Origin of the sequence: Streptomyces sp. NPDC088915, assembly GCF_044749825.1 — a bacterium.
GTDB lineage: Bacteria > Actinomycetota > Actinomycetes > Streptomycetales > Streptomycetaceae > Streptomyces.
The window spans coordinates 52419-71509 of record NZ_JBIVIR010000021.1 but is presented as its reverse complement, the minus strand read 5'-3'; the positions used below and the strand labels follow the sequence as shown (position 1 = coordinate 71509).

23 protein-coding genes are annotated in these 19091 nt (G+C 72.5%); 3 read left to right on the top strand and 20 right to left on the bottom strand.

Going from position 1 to position 19091, the window contains the following annotated elements:
• Positions 1-26: 26 nt before the first annotated feature.
• Genes ACIP5O_RS31715 through ACIP5O_RS31705 form a run of 3 tightly spaced genes read left to right on the top strand, consistent with a single transcriptional unit; the run spans position 27 to position 3447 of the window.
• The gene (locus ACIP5O_RS31715) at positions 27-644 is read left to right on the top strand and encodes a hypothetical protein (RefSeq protein ID WP_401299655.1); all 618 of its coding nucleotides are present in this window, start codon (positions 27-29) and stop codon (positions 642-644) included.
• Positions 641-1882: an MAB_1171c family putative transporter gene (locus ACIP5O_RS31710; RefSeq protein ID WP_401299654.1), complete on the top strand. Its 1242-nt coding sequence runs from the start codon at positions 641-643 to the stop codon at positions 1880-1882. The genes ACIP5O_RS31715 and ACIP5O_RS31710 overlap by 4 nt, the downstream gene beginning before the upstream one ends.
• Positions 1882-3447 carry an amidase family protein gene (locus ACIP5O_RS31705; RefSeq protein ID WP_401299649.1) on the top strand — a complete coding sequence of 522 codons (1566 nt, stop codon included), beginning with the start codon at positions 1882-1884 and terminating at the stop codon, positions 3445-3447. Before ACIP5O_RS31710 ends, ACIP5O_RS31705 begins: the two co-directional genes overlap by 1 nt.
• Before the next feature lie 125 nt (positions 3448-3572).
• On the opposite strand, the gene ACIP5O_RS31700 is transcribed toward ACIP5O_RS31705, so the two are convergent.
• The 20 genes from ACIP5O_RS31700 to ACIP5O_RS31605 all read right to left on the bottom strand — a co-directional run bounded on the left by ACIP5O_RS31700 (position 3573) and on the right by ACIP5O_RS31605 (position 18917).
• A complete protein-coding gene (locus ACIP5O_RS31700) occupies positions 3573-4187 on the bottom strand; it encodes a hypothetical protein (RefSeq protein WP_401299646.1) in 615 nt (204 codons plus the stop codon).
• A gap of 205 nt (positions 4188-4392) precedes the next feature.
• Positions 4393-4881, bottom strand: a complete 489-nt coding sequence (locus tag ACIP5O_RS31695; RefSeq protein WP_401299643.1) for a hypothetical protein — start codon at positions 4879-4881, stop codon at positions 4393-4395.
• 34 nt (positions 4882-4915) lie between these two features.
• Positions 4916-5284, bottom strand: coding sequence for a hypothetical protein (locus tag ACIP5O_RS31690; RefSeq protein ID WP_401299641.1), 369 nt, complete (start codon positions 5282-5284; stop codon positions 4916-4918).
• Between the two features lie 18 nt (positions 5285-5302).
• Positions 5303-5914, bottom strand: coding sequence for a hypothetical protein (locus tag ACIP5O_RS31685; RefSeq protein WP_401299638.1), 612 nt, complete (start codon positions 5912-5914; stop codon positions 5303-5305).
• Positions 5911-6342: a hypothetical protein gene (locus tag ACIP5O_RS31680; RefSeq protein ID WP_401299635.1), complete on the bottom strand. Its 432-nt coding sequence runs from the start codon at positions 6340-6342 to the stop codon at positions 5911-5913. Before ACIP5O_RS31680 ends, ACIP5O_RS31685 begins: the two co-directional genes overlap by 4 nt.
• Positions 6339-7553 (bottom strand): recombinase family protein, encoded by a 1215-nt coding sequence (locus ACIP5O_RS31675; RefSeq protein WP_401299632.1) that lies wholly within the window; start codon positions 7551-7553, stop codon positions 6339-6341. The genes ACIP5O_RS31680 and ACIP5O_RS31675 overlap by 4 nt, the downstream gene beginning before the upstream one ends.
• A 97-nt stretch (positions 7554-7650) precedes the next feature.
• Positions 7651-8649, bottom strand: a complete 999-nt coding sequence (locus tag ACIP5O_RS31670) for a DUF6884 domain-containing protein (RefSeq protein WP_401299630.1) — start codon at positions 8647-8649, stop codon at positions 7651-7653.
• A complete protein-coding gene (locus tag ACIP5O_RS31665) occupies positions 8646-9143 on the bottom strand; it encodes a hypothetical protein (protein ID WP_401299627.1) in 498 nt (165 codons plus the stop codon). The genes ACIP5O_RS31670 and ACIP5O_RS31665 overlap by 4 nt, the downstream gene beginning before the upstream one ends.
• The gene (locus ACIP5O_RS31660; RefSeq protein ID WP_401299624.1) at positions 9140-9436 is read right to left on the bottom strand and encodes a hypothetical protein; all 297 of its coding nucleotides are present in this window, start codon (positions 9434-9436) and stop codon (positions 9140-9142) included. Before ACIP5O_RS31660 ends, ACIP5O_RS31665 begins: the two co-directional genes overlap by 4 nt.
• On the bottom strand, positions 9433-9855 hold the full coding sequence (locus ACIP5O_RS31655; RefSeq protein ID WP_401299622.1) for a hypothetical protein: 423 nt from the start codon (positions 9853-9855) through the stop codon (positions 9433-9435). The genes ACIP5O_RS31660 and ACIP5O_RS31655 overlap by 4 nt, the downstream gene beginning before the upstream one ends.
• A 60-nt stretch (positions 9856-9915) precedes the next feature.
• Positions 9916-11421, bottom strand: coding sequence for a hypothetical protein (locus ACIP5O_RS31650; protein WP_401299620.1), 1506 nt, complete (start codon positions 11419-11421; stop codon positions 9916-9918).
• A 107-nt stretch (positions 11422-11528) separates the two neighbouring features.
• Positions 11529-12350: a hypothetical protein gene (locus tag ACIP5O_RS31645; RefSeq protein WP_401299618.1), complete on the bottom strand. Its 822-nt coding sequence runs from the start codon at positions 12348-12350 to the stop codon at positions 11529-11531.
• 137 nt (positions 12351-12487) lie between these two features.
• Positions 12488-14530, bottom strand: coding sequence for a hypothetical protein (locus tag ACIP5O_RS31640; protein WP_401299615.1), 2043 nt, complete (start codon positions 14528-14530; stop codon positions 12488-12490).
• A 46-nt stretch (positions 14531-14576) separates the two neighbouring features.
• The gene (locus ACIP5O_RS31635) at positions 14577-14894 is read right to left on the bottom strand and encodes a hypothetical protein (protein ID WP_401299612.1); all 318 of its coding nucleotides are present in this window, start codon (positions 14892-14894) and stop codon (positions 14577-14579) included.
• 2 nt (positions 14895-14896) lie between these two features.
• The gene (locus tag ACIP5O_RS31630; protein WP_401299610.1) at positions 14897-15520 is read right to left on the bottom strand and encodes a hypothetical protein; all 624 of its coding nucleotides are present in this window, start codon (positions 15518-15520) and stop codon (positions 14897-14899) included.
• A gap of 19 nt (positions 15521-15539) precedes the next feature.
• Positions 15540-15791 carry a hypothetical protein gene (locus ACIP5O_RS31625; protein WP_401299607.1) on the bottom strand — a complete coding sequence of 84 codons (252 nt, stop codon included), beginning with the start codon at positions 15789-15791 and terminating at the stop codon, positions 15540-15542.
• Positions 15792-15926: 135 nt separating this feature from the next.
• A complete protein-coding gene (locus tag ACIP5O_RS31620) occupies positions 15927-17015 on the bottom strand; it encodes a hypothetical protein (RefSeq protein ID WP_401299604.1) in 1089 nt (362 codons plus the stop codon).
• A gap of 94 nt (positions 17016-17109) precedes the next feature.
• Complete coding sequence (locus tag ACIP5O_RS31615; RefSeq protein ID WP_401299602.1) at positions 17110-17712, bottom strand: hypothetical protein; 603 nt, start codon at positions 17710-17712, stop codon at positions 17110-17112.
• Between the two features lie 176 nt (positions 17713-17888).
• Positions 17889-18044 carry a hypothetical protein gene (locus ACIP5O_RS31610; protein ID WP_401299599.1) on the bottom strand — a complete coding sequence of 52 codons (156 nt, stop codon included), beginning with the start codon at positions 18042-18044 and terminating at the stop codon, positions 17889-17891.
• Between the two features lie 105 nt (positions 18045-18149).
• On the bottom strand, positions 18150-18917 hold the full coding sequence (locus ACIP5O_RS31605) for a hypothetical protein (protein WP_401299597.1): 768 nt from the start codon (positions 18915-18917) through the stop codon (positions 18150-18152).
• Positions 18918-19091: the final 174 nt, after the last annotated feature.

Below are 19091 nucleotides of genomic sequence, written 5' to 3'. Positions count from 1 at the left end.
GTGACGCGGCCGTGGAAGGAGACGCCATGTGGAGATTCCGACGCCCGGCGCGCGTCGCGAGGGACCGCTCGGCGCAGGACGAGGATCAGCGGAAGGCCCGCGAGTTCGTCGCCAGCCTCCGACTTCCCCCCGCCCGCACTGTCCGCGACCTGATCCCGTACATCCAGCAGCACACGGGCCGGCCGATCAAGCTCGTCCCAGTCACCGACGAGACGAGCCTGCCCAGGACGAGCGACGGCTCCTTGCCGTGCGGCACGTGGATGGCCATCGGGGACACCGACTACCTCTTCTACGACGCCACCACCAGCCTCGCTCACCAGGACCTCATCATCGGCCACGAGCTGGCCCACATCCTGCGGGCCTACCTCGATCTGATCGCCGGCCTGATCACCGGCGACAGGAGACAAGACCTCGACTGTCTGGACCCCGACGGCCTTGAGAACGTCGGGGACCTCGGCGGCCTGCTGCCGGACATGACCCCGACCATGATCAGGATGCTCCGCGCGCGCACCCGGTACTCCAAGCCCGAAGAGGCGGACGCCGAGACCATCGGCTCCCTCCTCCAAGAGCACGTCCACTCCAGCCGCGCCGTCCCCGACCGGGACGACCCGATAACCCGCACGCTCCTTCGAAGGCCACGTTGAAAGACCTCCTCCACCCCCTGTGCCTGATCATCGCCGGCACGGGGTTCCTCATCCTGCTCCGCGACCTGCTCCGCGACCGCCGCGGAACCAGCCGAAGCGCCTCCGACCCCGCGCTCGTCGCCCTGGCGGTCTCCTTCCTGGCCTCCGCACTCAGCTTCGCGGTCTCCATCACGTGGGTCTGGGTCCGAGTCGACGGCTTCTTCGGCGTCCCGAACATCGTCGTGCCGCTCGCCCAGTCCCTCGTGATCCTGGTGCTCGCGCTCCAGAGCACCGTCCTGGCCTACTGGTCCCGGCCCGCCGAGCAGGCCCGCCGCCGGGCCAAGCATCTCCTGATCACCGCCGCCGTGGTCATCGCCGGCATGGCGGTCCTCTTCACGCTCCTCACCCCGGCCACGCAGCGGCCGGTGGACTTCTCCCTGTACTACGCGCACGACCCCTACTACCAGGGCTACGTGCTGCTCTACTTCGGGACGTACTCGGTCGCCGAGATTTACCTCGCCCGATCGTGCTGGAAGTACGCGCGCACCGCGGGCGCCCCCTCGATCGCCGCCGGCCTGCGCCTCGTCACCATCGGCGCCACCATCACCCTCGCCTACAGCAGTATCCGCATCGCCGCGATCATCGGCGCCGAGGTCGGATTCAGCGTGAGCCACCTCAACGGCTTCGCCTGGGCCTGCGGCGACATCGGCGCGACCTTGACGCAGATCGGGTATTTCCTGCCCGTCCTCGCCGCGCGCACCGGCTCCCTCTACACCCTGGCCCGCGAGCACTTCGTCTACGCCCGGCTCGACAACCTGTGGACCACCCTCGTCCGCACCGACCCCGGGATCGTTCTGCAGCAGCCCGTTCCCCAACGCGAGTACCTGCGCCAGCGCAAGGGCCTGGGCTATGAGCTCATCCGGCGCCGCGCGGAAATCCGCGACGCGCAGATCACTCTGCGCCCGTACCTGAGCGAGGCCGCCCGCCGCGACATCGAGGCCCGGCGCGCCCGCCCGTGGAGGCGCGGCCGCCGGCTCGCCGCCGCCGTCACCGCGGACCAGCTCCAGCACGCCCTCGTCCTTCACACCCAGGGCAAGCCCGTCGCCGAGCCGACCGAGTACGCCGACAGCGCGCTCGTGCTCGACACCGTCCGCGCCGAGGAACAGCACCTCCTGCGCGTCGCGGCCTACTTCCACGCGCCGCCGCGCTCCTCCTCCGACTCGCCCGTCAGCACCACCCCGTCAGGAGCACGTACGTGATGTCCCGCCGCACCCTTCTCGCCGCGTCCGCGGCCGTCGCCGGCGCGCTCGGCATAGCCCACCCGGCTGCCGCCCGGGAGGGAGCCGCCGCCCGCGCCACCAGCCCGCTGCACCTCGCCCCCGCCCGCCAGCAGCTCGCCGCCCTGCGCACCGGCCGGACCTCCAGCCGGACCCTGCTCGACCAACTCCTCGTCCACCACGCCAAGGTCAACCCGATCCTGAACGCCGTCGCCACCCTGGACGCGGACGCCGCCCGCGCGGCCGCCGACCGGGCCGACCAGCACCTCGCCGAGACCGGCCGCACCCTCGGCCCGCTCCACGGCCTGCCGATCACCATCAAGGACGCCCTGGAGACGAAGGGGCTGCGCACCACGTGCGGCTCGCCCGACCTCTCCGACCACGTCCCCACCACCGACGCCGACGCCGTCGCCCTCCTGCGCGCGGCCGGCGCCGTCATCGTCGGCAAGACCAACGTGCCGACGATGTGCCAGGACCTCCAGACGAGCAACCCCCTGTTCGGTACGACGAAGAACCCCTTCGGGGCCGACCGCACCACCGGCGGCTCCTCGGGCGGGCCCGCGGCCGCCGTCGCCAGCGGCCTGTCCTCCCTCGAAGTCGGCTCCGACCTCGCGGGCTCCCTCCGGCTGCCCGCCGCCTACTGCGGCGTCTACGCCCTGCGGACCTCCCGCAGCACTTCCCCGATCGTGCCGACCCGCGGCCACATCCCGCGCCCGCCGGGCTGGCTCACCAGCTCGGACATGCTCGCCCTCGGCCCGATCGCCCGCACGCCCGCAGACCTCGACCTGCTCCTGGACGTGCTCGCCGCACCGGCCCCGGCCGACGCGACGGCCTGGCGGATCGACCTGCCCGCCGCCACCAAGACCCGGCTCGCCCAGTACCGGATCGGCGTCTGGGCCGATGACGCCTACTGCCACGTCGACGCCGACGTCCGCGGGCTGCTCGCCACCGCCGTCCAGGCCGTGCGCGCCGCCGGCGCCCGCGTTGACGAGAGCACCCGGCCCGTCGACTTCGCTGCCAGCGACCGGCTCTTCCAGCGGCTGATGTATGCGACGTCCGCCGCGAGCGCCACCGACGCCGCGTTCGCTGCCGAGGTCAAGGCCGCCGACGCCCTCGCCGACGACGACCCCAGCGGTCTCTACCTCAAGAGCCGCACCATGCGGCACCGGGACTGGAGCCGCCTGGACGAGGACCGGCATAAGCTCCGGACCATGTGGGCCTCGTACTTCGAGACGCACGACTTCCTCATCACCCCCGCCACCCCGACCGCCGCCGTCCCCGACCAGACCTCTATCCCGGTCCCCCAGCGGTACATCACCGTCGACGGCGCGAAGCGCTCGTACTACGACCAGACCGCCTGGATCAACCTGGCCGGACCGGTCGGGCTCCCCTCGCTCGTCGTGCCGACGGGCCAGACCGCCGAGGGACTGCCGCTCGCCATCCAGCTCATCGGCCCCCACCTGACGGACCGCACGCTGATCTCCGTCGCCCAGCTCCTCGCCCAGGTCCTCCCGGCCGCGCCGAAGGCCCCGGCGCTCGCCGGGTGAAAGCGGTTGAGGAATACCGGTACCGGATCGTGCGCTAGCCTCCTTCGGCCCTGGAGCGGGACAGTGCGGCGGCAGGCGGAAGCACCCTCACGACCAGCCGCCGGCCGTCCTCCCCGAGGGACGCCTCAGTCGAGGTCGCAGGAGGCGAGGACGGCGGCCAGCGCGAAGGCGGTCGAGGCCCGCAGGCACCGCTCCGCCTCCAGAGCGGGGTCGGGCTCCTGGGGGCCGTCCGGCACCCGGTGCAGCATCCTCAGCCCGTCCACGGCCGCGATGACGGTGGCTTCGTCGAGGAGTTCCTCCCCGGTGCACTCCCCGCCGGCGACGGGTTCGGCGATCAGGACGAGGGCCGCCGCGCGGTCGGTCAGCCAGACGTCCACGACCCGGCGGGCGACAGCGGCCAGGGGCACGGCGGCCTCCCGGTCGCACAGCCCGAGGACGGCTTCCGCCTCGGCGGCCACGCGCCGTGCTTCGAAGGTTCGGCCGTCGACCGGCGCCGGCGCCGCAGGCCAGCGTGCCGCGTCCTGCTGCCGGGCCCACTCCAGGGAGCCGTCCGCCGTCTGGCAGAGGCGAACGCATCGTCCAAGGTCGACTTCGATCTCGGCGGCCTCTGGCGGGGCCATGGCGGCGGGCCGGAACAGGGAGGCCGCGGCGGCGCCGCACTCCGCCACCAGGTGCGCGAGTTCGTGCAGCAGCAGCGCGTGGCGGCGCCGGCGGGCGAGGGGGATCGTGCGGGATGTCATGCCCGCACTATGCCGAGTGGCCCGCTCCCGGCATCACCTCTTTCGAGATTGGCCACCCCTTCGGGGGTCTCGGTGCTAGTCCGGTCCACCGGACGGCTTGGCCCCTGGAGGGCGAGGTCGCCGGTACGACGAGAGACCCCGCGGTTCGGGTGAACCGCGGGGCCCTTCGACTGCGTTCCGCCGGGCGGCGGGACAGCATCGGCTCTCAGATCGTATCCAGGTCGGCGAGCGCGGCCTGTTCGCTCGGCCACGGTCCGCGTTCGGCGTCCCGGGCCGGGTCGGTCGGCAGCGCCCACCACTGGCGCGGCGCGCGGCGCACGACCCGGAACCGCCTCCCGGACCACCAGCGGTCGCGCGGAAGGCTCATCCAGGCCTCTCGCGCCTTGATCCACTCCTCGGTGCCGACCGCCTTCGCGATCTGCTCCAGCAGGTCCCGCCGCCGGATGTGCGCGAAGATCAGCCCGCCGCCGGCTCCGTCCTTCAAGTGCTCCGCCCAGATCGCATACGCGCTGCCGTGCAGGTGGCGCTCGTACGGCTCGGCCGACCACAGCCCGGTCCGCGACCGGTGAGCGTGCCGCACGACGAGGACCACGCCGTCGAGGTCGGCGTACTGCGTGTCCCGGTACCGAGTGCTGCGTGGAGCCCGCCCGGTCATCGGGTCGGTGTAGCTGAGGTGGATATCCGCGGCCTGCACTACGAGCCCTTCTGGACGACGGGAACGGGGAGCGCTACTCGGCAGCCGGGGGGCGACGATCGATCAGGAACTGGCCGCCGGTGAAGAACGGAGCCTCGTCGGGCCCGTAGTGGCTGTTCAGGTCCTTGAAGTGTCCGAGGGCGATTCCCATCTCGTCGCACGTCGTGCGGACCCAGTCCTGCGCTGCTTCAAGCGCTCGATCCGGCTGCCGCGGGGCCGCCTCCGTTTCGATCTCGCCGATGGACTCGGCCCCGTCCGGTGGGACGTGGGTGGAGATGGCGTTGAGAACCCAGATGCCGCCGTAGGAGGTGCCGGTGACGACAAGGGTGGCGATGCCGTCGCCGTTGTACGCCGCATCCGGGATTTGGAGCGGTTGGACGACGGTGTAGGGAAGGCTCGACATGTGTCTGAATCCTAGTAGTCAGTGGTCGCCGGGGGCGTCGGGGTGCTCGGGGCACGGCCCGTATACGCCGGGGCGGCCCGGGATGGCCGGGTGGACGTGCCGCCGGCCGGACAGGGCGCAGGCCGTCTTGGGGTCCTCGGCGCAGTTCGTGACGCAGGTGCACTCGTCCTCCGACGCCGACCGCGAGCGCACATGGCGGACGAGGTTGAGCATCTGGAAGGGGCGGAGCCCGAACTTCGAGAGGTTCTTCACCCAGGCAGTGCCGAGCAGCGCGAGCTCCGGCTCCTCCTTGATGAGCGCGGCGGCCTTCTCCTCCGTCATCGGCCCCCGGGCCGGGCGCGGCTCGGGGGCCTTGCCGACGTCGAGCGCGCGAGCCTCGGCGATGCCCTCGGCCTTATGCCGCTCGGAGACCTGGTGCGCCGCCATGTTCGCCGGTTCAAGGACGACCGCGACCGTCCCCGGGCCGGCCCCGTAGCGGCTGGCAAACCAGTCGATGGACGTCACCTTCCACTCCGATGGCCCCTCGGTGTCCTCCTCGTGCCAGAAGAGGTTGTCACCCTGGGCCGGAAGAGCGGGCAGCTCCACGCCCTCGAAGTCGGCGTGGGGGAAGTGCAGCGTGACGGTGATCAAGACGTGGTCCTCTCGTTGTGGTGGCATTCTTCCGGGTCCTCGGCGGTCTCGGAGGCGGAACCCTCGGTGGAGTTCGCGGCGGGGGCTGGGGCGGTCTTGTTCGCGGCGAGGAGCCGTTTCACGTGCGCGGCCGGCACGCCGGTGGCCTCGGCGATGTCGCGCAGCGTCGCCTTCCGCAGGGCCAGGGCCTTCACCGCTTCGATCAGGGCCGCCGTACGGGCCTCCTCCACAGCGCGCAGCTTCTCCAGCTCCGGCGTCACCGCAGTGATCGTCACCTCGGCGGTCACGCCGACGGCCGCGAGGCCTCCCTCGACGCTCTCGCGGACCAGCCGCAGCGTCCGCCCGCTCCCGTACACGCCGTGCTCGGGCTCGTGCGCCACCCACAGCCGGCCGCGGCGGACGGCCCGGCACTCGATGACCTCGCTCACGCCGCACGCTCCAGGTCTTCAACGATCTGCTGGGCGACCGCGTCCGGGATGGGGGTGGGCAGGACGACCTGCCGGGCGCCGATCCGGTACCGCGTGTGGCTGCCGGTGCTGTCGACCCGCGTGACCGTCAGTCCTCGTCGGCCGGCGGCGGCCTGGATGCGCAGCAGCGGGCCGCCCGCCGTGCCCGCCCTGAGGGCGGCGGTAACTTCCTGGGTCTGTTTCCACTGCTCCAGGCTCACCACGGCCTCGTGCGCGGGCGCGGGTGACCACACCCATGTCGAGATCGGGTTCCACCGGGAGAAGCCCGGCCGCCCGGTCCTCGACGCCTTCCTGTTGTAGACCTGGTAGCCGGTGAGCTTCGGGTTCGCGAGCAGGCCCTCGACCCGGTTGTGCGTCCATCGGCCCTCGATCGGGTACCGCTCCGGGTCGGCCGACAGGATCGCGATGATGTCCCCCGACTTCAGGTGCTCCTCGCGCCGCAGGCGGCACAGCTCCCGAGACGCGTCGAACCGTCGCACGTCCGGGTGTGGGACCAGCTTCTTCTTCGGCCGTGCCTCGCCGAACCGACCCCGGGTCGGCGGCGGCGCGTTCTCGTCGACGACCGCGACGTAGGGGTACGGCGGGACCCCGTGGTTCCACCCGCCGACGGCGTGCTGGACCTGCCCGCCCATGGACATCTCCAGCATGACCGTCCGGTATACCTCCGCATCGACCTGACTGGAGCGACGAGCGCGCAGCCGTCCGGACTCCGTCCCGCCCTGCGGCTCGTTGGCGTACACCACCTCCACCCCGGCTTTCTCCAGGTGGTGTTCGGTGTTCAGGCTGGTGAGCATGGCCCGTGCGACACGGTCGGCGCGTTCGGCCAGGACGTGGGTGATGCCCATCGCCTCGGCGTGGGCGAGGAGGTCCTGGAGGCCGCCATCCCGGCGGGTCGGAACGCGCAGCGCGTCGTACATCTCCTGCGGGGCGAGACCCCGGGCCTCGGGCGGGAGCATCCCGGACTCGACGTCCCAGAAGTATGCCGCGAACTCCTCTCCCTCTTCGAGGCATCGGGAGGCGAGGGCCACCTGACGGGGTATGGAAGAAGAGGGGTTTTGGTTGTCCTTCGTGGAGACCCGGCCGACGAAGGCCGACCGGCGGGGACGCGCATCCACCCGCGCGAAGGTCGGCAGGTCGCTGAGGTCGATGGGCGGACCGAACAGGGTGATCATGATTTTCCTGGCGCTGGGGCCCGGGAGGCTGGTGAACCCGGGCCGGAGGTTGGGGGCGGGGGGCGCCCCGGGGCCGCTGGGACCCCGGGGCGCGGGGTCAGCGGGCGGCGTGCTCGGCGTGGAGGGCGGCGGCCTTCTCCCACCACGCCTCGCGCACGGCGGCGTTGTCGCGGGCCCGCGCGCACTGGCCGCGGTGCTCGCCCATGCCGCCGACCAGCGGCGCGTACAGGTGCGGGACAGACGGCAGCAGCAGCGCGGCGTAGTCCTGGCCGCCGAGGAAGACGACGTCCGCGTCGTCCAGGCCAAGGCGCGCCGCGTCCCAGCCAACTTTCTCCGGCGTGACGGCACGCTCGTCTCCGAGGCGGACGTCGTAGGGGAGCAGGCGGCGGTCGAACGGAACGAGACCGTGGAGGGCGGAGAGGACGAAGATCAGCACCGGATCGGTCAGCTTGTCCGCCGCGCTGCGAAGGGACCGGTGGTAGCTCCCGACGTACAACTCCCCGACCGGGTAGCCCGCGTTCGCGTTGCCATACTCGTTGAAGCCCGGGTGCAGCAGCTTCTTGTCCCCGCAGGCCAGGGCGACGACGCGCCGCCGGCGGACGTCGACGCCCCCGCGCTGCCGGGCGTACTCCCGCCCGGCCTCCGTGAGGTAGAGCGAGCGGCCCGTCTCCTCCCACGTCATCGGGCCCTCGTCGTACGGCTCGGGCCGGATGGTGGCGTAGCCGCTCGCGGCGACGCTCCGCAGGGTGGAGGCGCGGAACCACGCCTCTCCCTTCTTGTGGTAGGCCGGATCGTCGCGGCCGGGCACGTTCTGGTCCGGCCGCCGCGCGGCGGTGAGCACCGCCTCGTGCTGCCGGGCGGGCAGCTTCGGCAGGATGCTCGGAGTGTCCGGCAGCGCACTGCGACCCGGGTTCTCCGCCCGCCAGGCGTCCAAGGCCGCCCACCCCTCCTCGGTCATCCAGTGCGTGCCGCCCTCGTCGCTGTGCGGGATGACCAGGCCGTCGGCTTCGAGCTTGGCGAGCGCTGCGGCGTGGCCGGAGACCATGCCGTTCTCGTTGGCGTCGAGGATCTTCGCGCCGGTCGGGCTGAGCGTCATGGGTTCGTCTTCCTGTGGGCCCGGCCGGGGGCGGCCGGGAGGTGGATGGGGGGCCCGTCGTTGCGGGCGTTGGGGTGGCGGTCCTGCCACGTCCACGTGCGGTGGACGACGCCGTGGCCGGTGGCGAACCGCGCGGTCATCGCCGCGTCCGTCTCGCACACGGACGGCAGGCCGATCAGCTCGTGGGCGATGTGCCCGGCGAAGTCGTGCCGGAGACCGGCGCGCGGGTCGAGCCCGCGAACGGCTGCCCACGCGTCGCGGTCGACCTCCAGGCGCCAGCCGAGCGCCATGTGCACTCGGCCGTCGAGGACCCGGAGACGGGTCGGGCCGAAGTCGTACGCCCAACCCTCCGCCTCATCAAGGGACTTGATGTCGGTAACGGACGCGGTGACGTAGCCGATCAGCTCCCGCGGGACCTCGGCGACGTCGTAGCCGTTGTCCTCGGCGAAGCTGTCCACGCCGACGTTCCACCACGTCTCCAGGCGGGTGATCACGACGATTCGTCCTCGTCGCCGTAGCAGTCCTCGCAGACGGCGGCGGGCTGCTCCTGGTGATCCGGGCACACCGCCTTGACCGACAGTTCCGCGTCCGGGTCCTCGGCCAAGAGGTTGACGGCCCAGTTCCCGGAGTCGGTGGCGCAGTCGGCCGCGTAGACGAAGCCGCCGGCGCCCTCGTCCCAGACGCCGTACTCCGTGCCGCCGCCGCAGGACGGCAGCGGCACAGCGGTGGCGCGCGGGCCGCGCCGGTCCGGCACGCGGTGCACGGCGCACGGGGGCGCGGCGCTCACGACCGGTCCCCTTCGGGGAAGGCGTACCGGTTGCACTCGCGGTCGTGGCGGCGCCCGTACCGCTCCTGGGAGTAGCAGTCGCAGTGACGGGAGACCGGCGAGGTGAGGAAGGCGGCGATGACGGCCGCCACGGCGATCGAGTCGGCCGCGCAGTCCACGGGGCCGGTGGACGTGCCGTCGTGAAGGGTCTTCACCGGCTCGCCGTCCTCGTCCAGGACCACGGCGAGCCATCCGGTGTGCTCGTCGACCGGTCCCTCGGTGGTCGGCTCGCAGTCGGCGACGGCGATGTACGGGCCGCCGAGCGTGCGGGCGCCGAGGTCGAGCGGGAAGGCGAAGGCGGAGACGTCGACCACGGGCACGAGGTCCCAGTCGGCGAGGGCGGCGCGCAGGACGTCACCGGCGGTCTTGGTGCTGGTCATGGGGGAAGTTCCTTCGGGATGTGGGGCGGCCGGCCGGGTGGCGACCGGCCGCAGGGGTGGTCAGGAGCCGGAGGCGAGGAGGTCGCGGAGGTCGCCGAGCAGGGCGAGCGCGTCCTTCTCGTACGGGCGGAGCGCGTCGTCGAGCGCGGAGGAGTCGGCGGGCTGCTCGTCGGGCGTGAGACCCGTCTCGGCGAGCACGTCGGCGCGCTCCTTCTCCCACTCCTCGACGGAGCGGGCCCCCTCGCGGACCTTGTCGTCCAGCGGGCCGAGCAGCGCCCAGCGGACGACCGCGCGCAGGCACGGCGCCAGATCGGAGCCCTCGAAGCCGAAGAGCGGTTCGGGCCAGGCGCGGACGCCGTCATCGAAGCAGACCGTCATCCCGGTCTGCTCACCAACCGCTAGGTCCACCGAGGCTTCCTTGTCCTCGGTCCAGCCGAAGACGGTGAGGTGCGGCCCGGTGTACCCGAGGGCGGCGTCCCGGGGAACGACGATCCAGGTACTCCCGTCACCGTTATCCGCGAAGGCGTGGATGCCCAGCGCGGACAGGCCGTCGAGCAGCGCCCGGCCGACCGTCCCCCGCCGGCGGCGCTCGAACCAGGAGACGACAGCCTGCGCGCACGCCGCGCTCGCCTCGGCGCACTCCAGCCCCTCGGGCGCGACGTACACCTGATCGACGTAGTCGCCATCCTTGCGGTGCAGGTGGACCGACCACGGTTCGCTGTACTCGCTCGCGGGACGGTCGGCCCGCTCCCCGGCGTACAGCAGCAGGTGCGGCCCGTTGTAGATGTCCTCGATGGGCGTTCCCGGCTCGGCGGGCATCACCCGGAAGGTCACCCCGTCCGTGCCGTCCGCGTCGGAGGAGAGGCCGTAGGCGTTGAGCGCGGCTTCGAGGACGTCGCCCTCGGTGGGGACCGGCTCTCGTACGGGGGACAGCTCGATGACGCGGTCGGCCGAGACGACGAACAGCGTTCCGGCGCCGTCGGCCAGGAGCCACGCGCCCCGGGCCTTCGCCCAGTTGAGGACGATGTTCGTGGCGTACTCCCGGGTCCACGTCTCCGGCGCGGCGGCGATCCAGCCGCCGGCCGCACGCCAGTCCGGGCGGTGGGTCACGGCGGTGAACTCGCGCGCGGTAAGCGCGGTATCGCACGCGGCGCGGCCGATCACCTCGGCCCGCTCCCCCGTCGGGAGCGGTGCGTGCGCGGCGGCCTCGGCGGCCGTGGCTCCCAGAAGGGACAGCTCGGCGGCGCGCAGGACGACGCCGGTCGCGGCGTGGAGGGCACGGGCGGACTTCTTGGCCTGCGCCATCCGCTCCGTGTAGTCGGTGATGTCGCGGATGCCCTTGTCGCGCGCCTGGCTCGGCGGGAGGTGCCGGTCGATGCCCAGGAGCATGGACCGCTTGTCCTCGGCGCGGCCGCGGCGCCACCGGGCGTCGTGCACGGCCCTCTTCGCGCCGGCGTGTGCCTCGGCGGCGGCGTCGCGCTCTTCGGTGAGGCGCTGGACGAGGGCGGTGTGGGCTCTGCGGGCGGCGGTGGCCGAGGCGACAGAGCCGGGGGTCGGAATGGGCATGGTGGTGCTCCGGAATGGTCAGGACGGCCGGAGGCGCGAGCGCGCGGGCCGGAGAGGGAAGGGGGCCCGCTGCGCCCGGCGCAGGGCCGGGCGCAGCGGGGCGCGGGTCAGAGCGCGCGGATGGCGGCGATCTGGTTGCCGGTGTCGCCGTACACCGTGACGTTGAACAGCGGGGCCGTGGCCGGTGCAGCGATCTCGACCTTCACCCGGTCGTCCACGGTCAGGGAGACGGTGAAGTGGCCCCCCAGGTTCGGCCAGTGGTAGGTGTCGATGCCGCGCAGCGCGGGTGCGGCGGCCTTGAGTCGGCGGGCGGGGTACCCGCAGACCGGGACGTGGCGGCGCTCGTCGTCGTTCGCGAGGTCGAGCACGGCCAGGACGCGCGCGGCCTGCTCGAACGTCAGGTCGTTGAAGGTGGTGGTGGCCTCGATGCCCTCGCCGCTCTCCTCGGTGTCCTCGGGACTGTTGTCCAGGGGAGCGCGGCGGGCCTTGACGCGGGCGCGGCCGCCGTCGGGGAGGGCCCACGCGGTGTGGAGGGTGCCGAACTCCCAGAACGTCGTGCGCTCCCGGCCGCCGAGGGCGGTGTTCACGGCGGCGTGGAAGTGCCGCACGGGGCAGACGGCGTTGTGGGCCGGGACGAAGTTTCCGGTGATCAGCTTCGCGAGGGCGATCCCGTACGCCTCAGCGGTGTTCGCGTCCGGGCGGGCGGAGAAGGTGCTGCGCTCGCGGTTCGGAAGGTGGGCCGTGGCGTAGATCAGGCCGTCGTAGATGCCGTTGAGCTCCACGTGGTGGCCGTAGCGGGAACGGATGGTCGCGCTCATCGGGGGGTGGAAGCTGGGGCGCAGCGTCCAGCCGGGGCCGAGGGTGCGGCGGGTGGCGTCGAAGAGGGCGGTGTCGGCGGTGGCGCTGGCCGGGCTCGCGGAAATGGACACGAGGGTGCCTTTCTGGAGGTGCGGAGCGTGGTGTCGGCCCCCTCGCTCTTGGGGGCCAACGACAAGAACTGTACACCAAGTTAGGTCCCGGGGGGAAGGGAAGGCCGACGCCAACCCCTCCCCCCGGGACGGCCGGCTCAGTGCCCCGGGACCCGCACGGCGAGCGTCCCGCCGGTCTCGTCACGGCTCCCGAGCAGGCGCACCGTCCAGCCTGCGCCCTCGAAGATGCGGGCGTAGCGCTCGTGAGCCTCCCACCGCTTCGCCACGATCTCCTTCGCCCACGGGTCGCCCGCGCGCTCGTCCCCCTCCGCCGTGACGATGACGGTCCCGTCCTGGCCGGTCGGGAAGAGGTGGAAGCCGGTGGGCGGCGACCACGGTTCGGTGATCACCTCCTCGGCGAAGATCCCGCCGAACCAGCCGTTGCCCTCCAGGGTCATCAGCGCCGCCCGGACTTCGGGCACCTCGTGCTCCTCGACGTTGCACCCGATGCCCGCCGGGACCTCCCACGCCTCCGGCGAGACCTCCACCCGCAGGTGGTACGGCGACAGCAGCACCGGCTTCCCGCCGGCGCGCTCCAGGTCCTCCCGCATCCGCTCCATGCGCCGGGCCCGCTCCTCGGGCTCCATCTCCCCGAAGGGCTTGACCACGACCGAGCCCGTGTACCAGCGCAGCCGCACCCGCAGGCCCTCCAGGTGCAGCGACTCCCACCGGTGCCCGGTCTCATTCAGCACCTCCCGGATGGTGGCGACGTCCTTCGCCTCCTGGCCCAGCATCCGGCGGGCCGAGATCTGGTAGTAGCCGTCCGCGTACCCGCCGAGGAACCCGCCCGCCCGCAGCGCCTTCGCGTACGCGTGCAGTTCGCTGTCCGTCCTCGTGCCGACCCGGTGCTGTCCGTCGATCAGGAACTGGACGATCACGTGGTCGTCCTGGCCGGTGGAGTGCACGAGGAACCCGTTCGCCAGGTCGTCATACTCCAGGGCGGTTCCGTGCGGGGTGTCGACCGTCCGGTTGTCGCGGGTCTCGGCCGGGTTGAACCCCCAGTCGAGCAGCAGGGACACGGCTGCCTGAACGTGCTCGTGGTCCGCGTCGCTCGGGTAGAAGCCCAGCGTCGTGCCCTCCCGGCGCGGCACGACCGTCCCGGCGGGCGGGAACGCCTCGTGGATACCCTCGCTGTCGAACCCGGACGGGTTGACCGTCCACCCCGCTTCCCGCAGCACCTCGACGGCACGCCCGTGCTCGGCCAGCGCGACGCCGCGCCCGCACAGGGACACCCACACGCGCGGCGAGCCGCGCCGGGCCTGCGGGGCGGTGCCCACCTGGAACCCCTCCTGCTCGACCATGAAGGCGCCCTCACCGACCGGTTCGCCGAAGACCGCCGGGGTCAGCCCCGCGTCGACCAGCAGCCCGATCGCGGCATCCATGAACGGGGTGCGCTGGTCCTCGGCGTGCCGACCGGGGAAGTAGCCGACCGCCGGCGTGCTGCTCTTGGGGCACCACGCCACGTCGTACTCCTCCGACTCGTACGCCATCCGGCGCCCGGTCCGCTCGAACGTGGCGCCGCGCAGCACCGCGTTGGCGACGTCGACCAGGGCGTCGACGCGCTCGTGCACGGTCGGCGGCCGGTGGTCGGCGTCGCTGTACTCCTCGGTGCGCAGGAACCAGAACCCGTCACCGAGGAGTTCGTCCGCCCCCCTGAGGTACTTGGCCATGTTGGGGGTCGAGTTCGCCATGGCGTCGGCTAGCGCCTGCTCACGCTCCAGCTCCGCGCAGCGCTTGCGGGCCCTCTCCGGGTCCTCGAACGACGCCATGCCGACGCTGGTCCAGGTGTCCATCACCACGCGCGGGCGGCCGAACAGGGAGTCGTCGGTCACGACCGAGTACCGGGGCCCGTCGGTGCGCGGCCGGTCGGCGAAGAACACCATGGAGAAGCCGGGCGGCGTGCTGACGGCGTACCCGCCCGCGGCCAGGGCCTTGGCCAGCTCCAGCCGCTTCACGGCCTGCTCCGGCGTCTCGCCGCTCTCGCGGCCGGCCAGGTTCCACACGACGGCCCACCGGCCGTTGCGGGAGATGACGTGCCACCCGTCGCGAAAGCCGGGGCTGTACTGGTCGAACCGGGGGCGCAGGAAGGCCGCGGCACGGTCGGGCAGGGGAAGGGACGGGGACACGGTGGTACGGGACATGAGGAATCTCCAGATCAGGGCGTGTAGAGGTGAGAAGGGGCGAAGGTCAGGCGGCCGGCGGGAGGGACTTCACCACGTCCTCCAGCGTCGGCATCCCCGCGCCGGGGAACATCCGGCGGTACTCCTCGATCGCCCGGTGATCGCGCTCCAGGGACGCCCGGGTGACGTCGAGACCGACGATCTTGGCCACGTCGAGCAGGCGCCGGATGGCGTGGTCGAGGGAGTGCAGCGCGCTACTGGCGGGCCACCGCATGGGATCGGTGGTCTTCCAGGTCTCGCCCCGGTCGTCGAGGATGGCGGCGTAGTCCTTCCACTCCCGCTGGAGGAGTTCGCCGATCTTGTCGCGCTCGGCCTTGTTCGACATGGTCAGGCACCCCCGTGGACATCGGCGTTGGAGAGGACGAAGACGTGGACGCACTCAACGGTCTCCCGGCCGGGCAGGTCCACGGGCCGCTCGTAGCGGACGTACAGCCGCCCGGACGGCCGGTGATACGACACCTCCGGCCGCCGCTGCTCCTGAACGATTTCCTTGAGGAGGTAGCGCATCATCCACAGGGGGATGACGGCGGGGAAGTCGTGCGCGGCGTCCTCGTCGTGCGCGGCGATCAGCTCCCGGCCCGCCACCAACCGTCCGTCCTGGTGCTCCAGGAGGTACTGGGCGGCGGACCGGGCGGGCTGGAACGACAGGGCGAACAGGTCCAGCAGGCTGTGTACCCGCATGCCGGGCAGGATCGCGCCCGGCGGCCGGGGGACGAACCGGTGACCGGGGTCGCGGTTGTCGACGGCGCGCGCCAGGGCGTGACGCACCTCGGCGTCGGTGAAGGAGCCGGACCCGTCGTCGGGCACGGGCACCCACTGGCCTTCGGACCGCTCCCAGACGTCGCCGGTCGACCACTCGTAGCGGTCGCCGTCCCAGAAGCGCGAGGGGACGGACGGCGGGGGGAACACGGCCGGCGCAGCGGCCGAAGCGTTCAGGGCAAGGGTGGACATGGAACGTTCCTCTCGGGGGTCAGATGGTGGTGAACACGGTGTTGGCGCCCAGCTCGATGCGCACGGGCACGTTGCCGTTCGCGTCGCGCAGCGCCTCCGGGGTGCTGCCGAACTCCAGCGAGACGTGCAGACCGGCCGTCGTCCAGTACGCGTAGACCTGCGCTCCCCCGTTCCCGACCATGGGCAACGAGTCCTCTTCGGCGGGGTTCTGCGGGAGGAAGACCGCCGCGGCGTTCAGTTCGGCGGCCATGGCTTCGGTGATGTGGAACACGGCAAGCTCCAATCGGATCAGGTACTCGGGGGCACGGTGCGCCCTGCTCACGGCCGCAACGGGTACGGCTGAGGGAAGGGAGCGCCGGGCCGGCGGCCGGGGCGCAGCGGGCGCGCCCCGGGCCGGGCGGCACGGTCAGATGCGGTAGAGGGCTTCGGCCACGGCGCGGCGCCGCTCCTCGTTGCCGCCGAGCGGGAAGTACCGCACCGGGTCGGCCGTCCCGTCCTCGGAGAACCGTTGGACCTCCACGGCCCCGTACGGGCCTTCCACGAACGGCGGGGTCACGGCGAACAGGAACGTCGCGTCACCGAGGCGACGGGCCCACTCCCATCCGCCCTCGGGCATCGGCTGACGCATCCCGACGACGAACAGGCCGTAGGAGCGCGCGGCCTCCACCAGGGCCCGGCGGGTCTCGAACAGCGCCTGGTAGGGGATGACGCGCCGCACGGACGCCACGAACGCCGTCATCGCCTTGTCCAGAGCCTTTCCGTCGCCCGTGCCCTCGATGGCGGACCCGAGCTTGCGCAGAGCCTCCAGACCGTCGAGGTAGGCCCGCCTCCAGGCCCGGCGCTCCGGGGACGCGATCCACGCGCGCCGCTCGACGGGGTCCTCCACCCGCTCGCCGTACCGGCTGCCGCACTGCGAGGTGAGGAGCACGACGGCCCGGACCGCCGGGTGCTCGATCGTGGCGCCGTCCGGCCTGTGCAGGAAGCTGGACACCGCGCGCTCCACGTCCTCCAGAAGGGTCCACTCCTCGGCGCCCTCGGCCAGCGCCACGGCCCGCTCCGCCCCGTCGTGGATGCGGTGGGCCTGCTCGTCCATGACGTCGACGTACAGGCCGCCCAGGGCCGCGCCCACGACCGCGAGGGTGTCCGGGCTCCCGTAGTCCTCCACGGCCCGTACGGCGTCCTGGAGGGCCACGACCAGCGGGCGCATCGGCTCCACCCGGGCCCGGTAGGTGTTCCGGCCGGCAAGGTACTCCCAGGGCCCCAGCGCGTGCCATCCGTTCGCGGCGAGCAGGGCGTTCGCGCCGATCTCCCCGTCTGGGGCGTACGGGGCGGTGAACCGGGCGACGGGGTCCGGGCCGTCCTTCGGCACGGTGATCGCCACCCAGTCCTCACGGCGGGTGCCCTCGGAGCGGCGGGTGACCTGCATGCCGGACCAGAACTCGGCGAAGTACCGGACGGGCGCGGTCGCGGGGGCGGGGGGAACGGTGGTGCTCATGGTCGAGTCCTCCAAGGGGCTTACGGGAAGGCGAGGAAGCAGGGGGCCGGCGGGGGCGCGCCGTACGGACACGCCCCCGTCCGGGCGGGGAAGGTCAGAAGCCGTGGAGCAAGAGCACAGCCGCCATGAGGTCGCGCACGACCTGGTGGGCGCTCAGCACGGACGCCTCTTCGGCTGTCGGCTCCTCGGCGGGGGTGTACGCGAGGGTGACGCCCTTGTCGGCGGTCCGGATGAACACGGTCCCGGTCTCCGCGAGCGACACGTCGTAGCCGTTCCCGCTGGAGGGGCCGCCGTCGGAAGAGACGATCGTGGCCTGAGCGATGCCCCACGGCCCCGGCTTGTCGTTCGGGACGCCCGCGAGGTCTTCGGTGTCGTCGGTCGAGGACAGCAGGTAGGGCCGCCCCGGCTCGAACGGCCGCTCTCCCGCGAGGACCGGCCGCCCGGGGAGCGGCGTGCCCGCCGGGACGCTGGCCGGGGCGAACAGCGGCACGGAGCCCATCGCGTCGAGAAGTCCCGGCTGCACGAACAGACTCCGGATCGCCTCGTCGTTGATGGTGAACGACGCAGGGCCGCAGGGCGGGCACTCCCAGATCCCGGATGCGAGACGTACGTACGTGCAGCCCCGGCAGGAGATCCGGTCACCGGTGGCGAACGCGGAGGGGATCAGCGGCAGCACGGGAGAGGACAGGTGGGTCATGGGGGTACTCCAGAGGTGATCAGGGGGGACGGGCGGCATGGTGGCCCGGGAGACGCGGTTACGGCGCGCCCTGAACCCGGCCGCGACGGAGCACGGCGCGGCCGGAGACGGGAGGCAGCGGGAGCGGGGGCCGGGGCGGCGGGAGGGCGCGCCCCGGCCGGCGGTGAGATCTGGGCTCAGGCCGAGGTCAGGGCCGCGAAGAGGATGACGGCGAACGCGATGGCGCTTGCGAAGGACTGGAACATCACGAGCAACTGAAGGGTGCGGAACTCCTTACGGGTGATGGGCGACTCGGGGGCGGGGGTGACGTTGGCGGGCTTGTCCATGGGCATGGGGACCTCCTGGTCCGTTGGGCGGGAAGGGAGTCGGCGGGGCGCCGTCGTTCCCGCACCGCTCCGCGACGGCAGGCCGCGCAGCGATGCGGAGACGACGGAGAATCAGGCGGTCGGGCCTGCTCCGGGGGCGGCGCCGGAGACGAGGGCGATCACCTGCGGCACGGTGGCCTGTCCGAGTCCGGAGTACCGCGCGCCCTCCCAGCGGAGCGCGGACCAGCAACCCGACGGCCGGCCCAGTGCCGTCGAGCGATCCGAGACACGTTCGACCGTGTACGCGCCCTTAGCGCTGTCGACCTGGAGCGCTCCCCACGGCGAGTGCTGGACCCGGAAGGTGACGCCCGCTTCCGTGAGCGCGGCGCACAGCTCCTTCACGTCCTGCCGTACCCGCTGGTCCTCGTAGACGGGGAGGAAGTCGGCGCACGCCACGGTGAGCGAGCGCCCGTGGTGCTTGTACGGCTGACGGCACCTCTCGCACAGCGGGTTGCCGGTGCTGCCCGGCTCCGGCTGTGCGGTGAAGGTGGCGCAGGCCGAGCCGTTCGGGTTGGCGTGCTCGCTCACCCACTGCCCGCACGTCGCGCACTCCCGGAGCCGGAGGTCTGGATCGGGGTGCGCCACGAAGGTGTCCGGCAGATCCGGGTACCGGTACCTCAGTCCGCCCGACAGCTCATCCCGGGCCATGGAGCCGCAGTTGTCCTTGGTGGCGTTGATCAGCATGGCGCGCAGGAGCGCCCGGGACATGACCTGTCCCTTCTGGTCGGGCAGGACGTGAGGCCCGTACACGAACACCCGGTAGGCGGGGAACGTCGCGTCGGCCGGATCGGTGAAGTGGGTGTAGCTGCGGACGGACGCCGGAACTTCGTTGAACTCCACGGGGGAACTCCCAAGGAAGAAAAGGTGTGAAAGAGGGGCAGGACGGGCGCGCGGCGGGGTGCGTCACCGCCTACGGCGCAAGCCTCTGACCTGCGAAAAGAACATCTCGTTGAACTTCGTGGAACCGTCTACGCGCGCGCGTGTCACGAGGGGCGGCGGCGGGCCGGCCCGGGG

Excerpts from the sequence above, each read along its gene's own strand:
- ACIP5O_RS31690 (WP_401299641.1), bottom strand. The coding sequence starts at position 5,284 with ATGTCGAGCCTTCCCTACACCGTCGTCCAACCGCTCCAAATCCCGGAT.
- ACIP5O_RS31715 (WP_401299655.1), top strand. The coding sequence starts at position 27 with ATGTGGAGATTCCGACGCCCGGCGCGCGTCGCGAGGGACCGCTCGGCG.
- ACIP5O_RS31620 (WP_401299604.1), bottom strand. The coding sequence starts at position 17,015 with ATGAGCACCACCGTTCCCCCCGCCCCCGCGACCGCGCCCGTCCGGTAC.
- ACIP5O_RS31610 (WP_401299599.1), bottom strand. The coding sequence starts at position 18,044 with ATGCCCATGGACAAGCCCGCCAACGTCACCCCCGCCCCCGAGTCGCCC.
- ACIP5O_RS31630 (WP_401299610.1), bottom strand. The coding sequence starts at position 15,520 with ATGTCCACCCTTGCCCTGAACGCTTCGGCCGCTGCGCCGGCCGTGTTC.
- ACIP5O_RS31705 (WP_401299649.1), top strand. The coding sequence starts at position 1,882 with ATGTCCCGCCGCACCCTTCTCGCCGCGTCCGCGGCCGTCGCCGGCGCG.
- ACIP5O_RS31655 (WP_401299622.1), bottom strand. The coding sequence starts at position 9,855 with ATGACCAGCACCAAGACCGCCGGTGACGTCCTGCGCGCCGCCCTCGCC.
- ACIP5O_RS31700 (WP_401299646.1), bottom strand. The coding sequence starts at position 4,187 with ATGACATCCCGCACGATCCCCCTCGCCCGCCGGCGCCGCCACGCGCTG.
- ACIP5O_RS31615 (WP_401299602.1), bottom strand. The coding sequence starts at position 17,712 with ATGACCCACCTGTCCTCTCCCGTGCTGCCGCTGATCCCCTCCGCGTTC.
- ACIP5O_RS31640 (WP_401299615.1), bottom strand. The coding sequence starts at position 14,530 with ATGTCCCGTACCACCGTGTCCCCGTCCCTTCCCCTGCCCGACCGTGCC.
- ACIP5O_RS31650 (WP_401299620.1), bottom strand. The coding sequence starts at position 11,421 with ATGCCCATTCCGACCCCCGGCTCTGTCGCCTCGGCCACCGCCGCCCGC.
- ACIP5O_RS31670 (WP_401299630.1), bottom strand. The coding sequence starts at position 8,649 with ATGACGCTCAGCCCGACCGGCGCGAAGATCCTCGACGCCAACGAGAAC.
- ACIP5O_RS31675 (WP_401299632.1), bottom strand. The coding sequence starts at position 7,553 with ATGATCACCCTGTTCGGTCCGCCCATCGACCTCAGCGACCTGCCGACC.
- ACIP5O_RS31635 (WP_401299612.1), bottom strand. The coding sequence starts at position 14,894 with ATGTCGAACAAGGCCGAGCGCGACAAGATCGGCGAACTCCTCCAGCGG.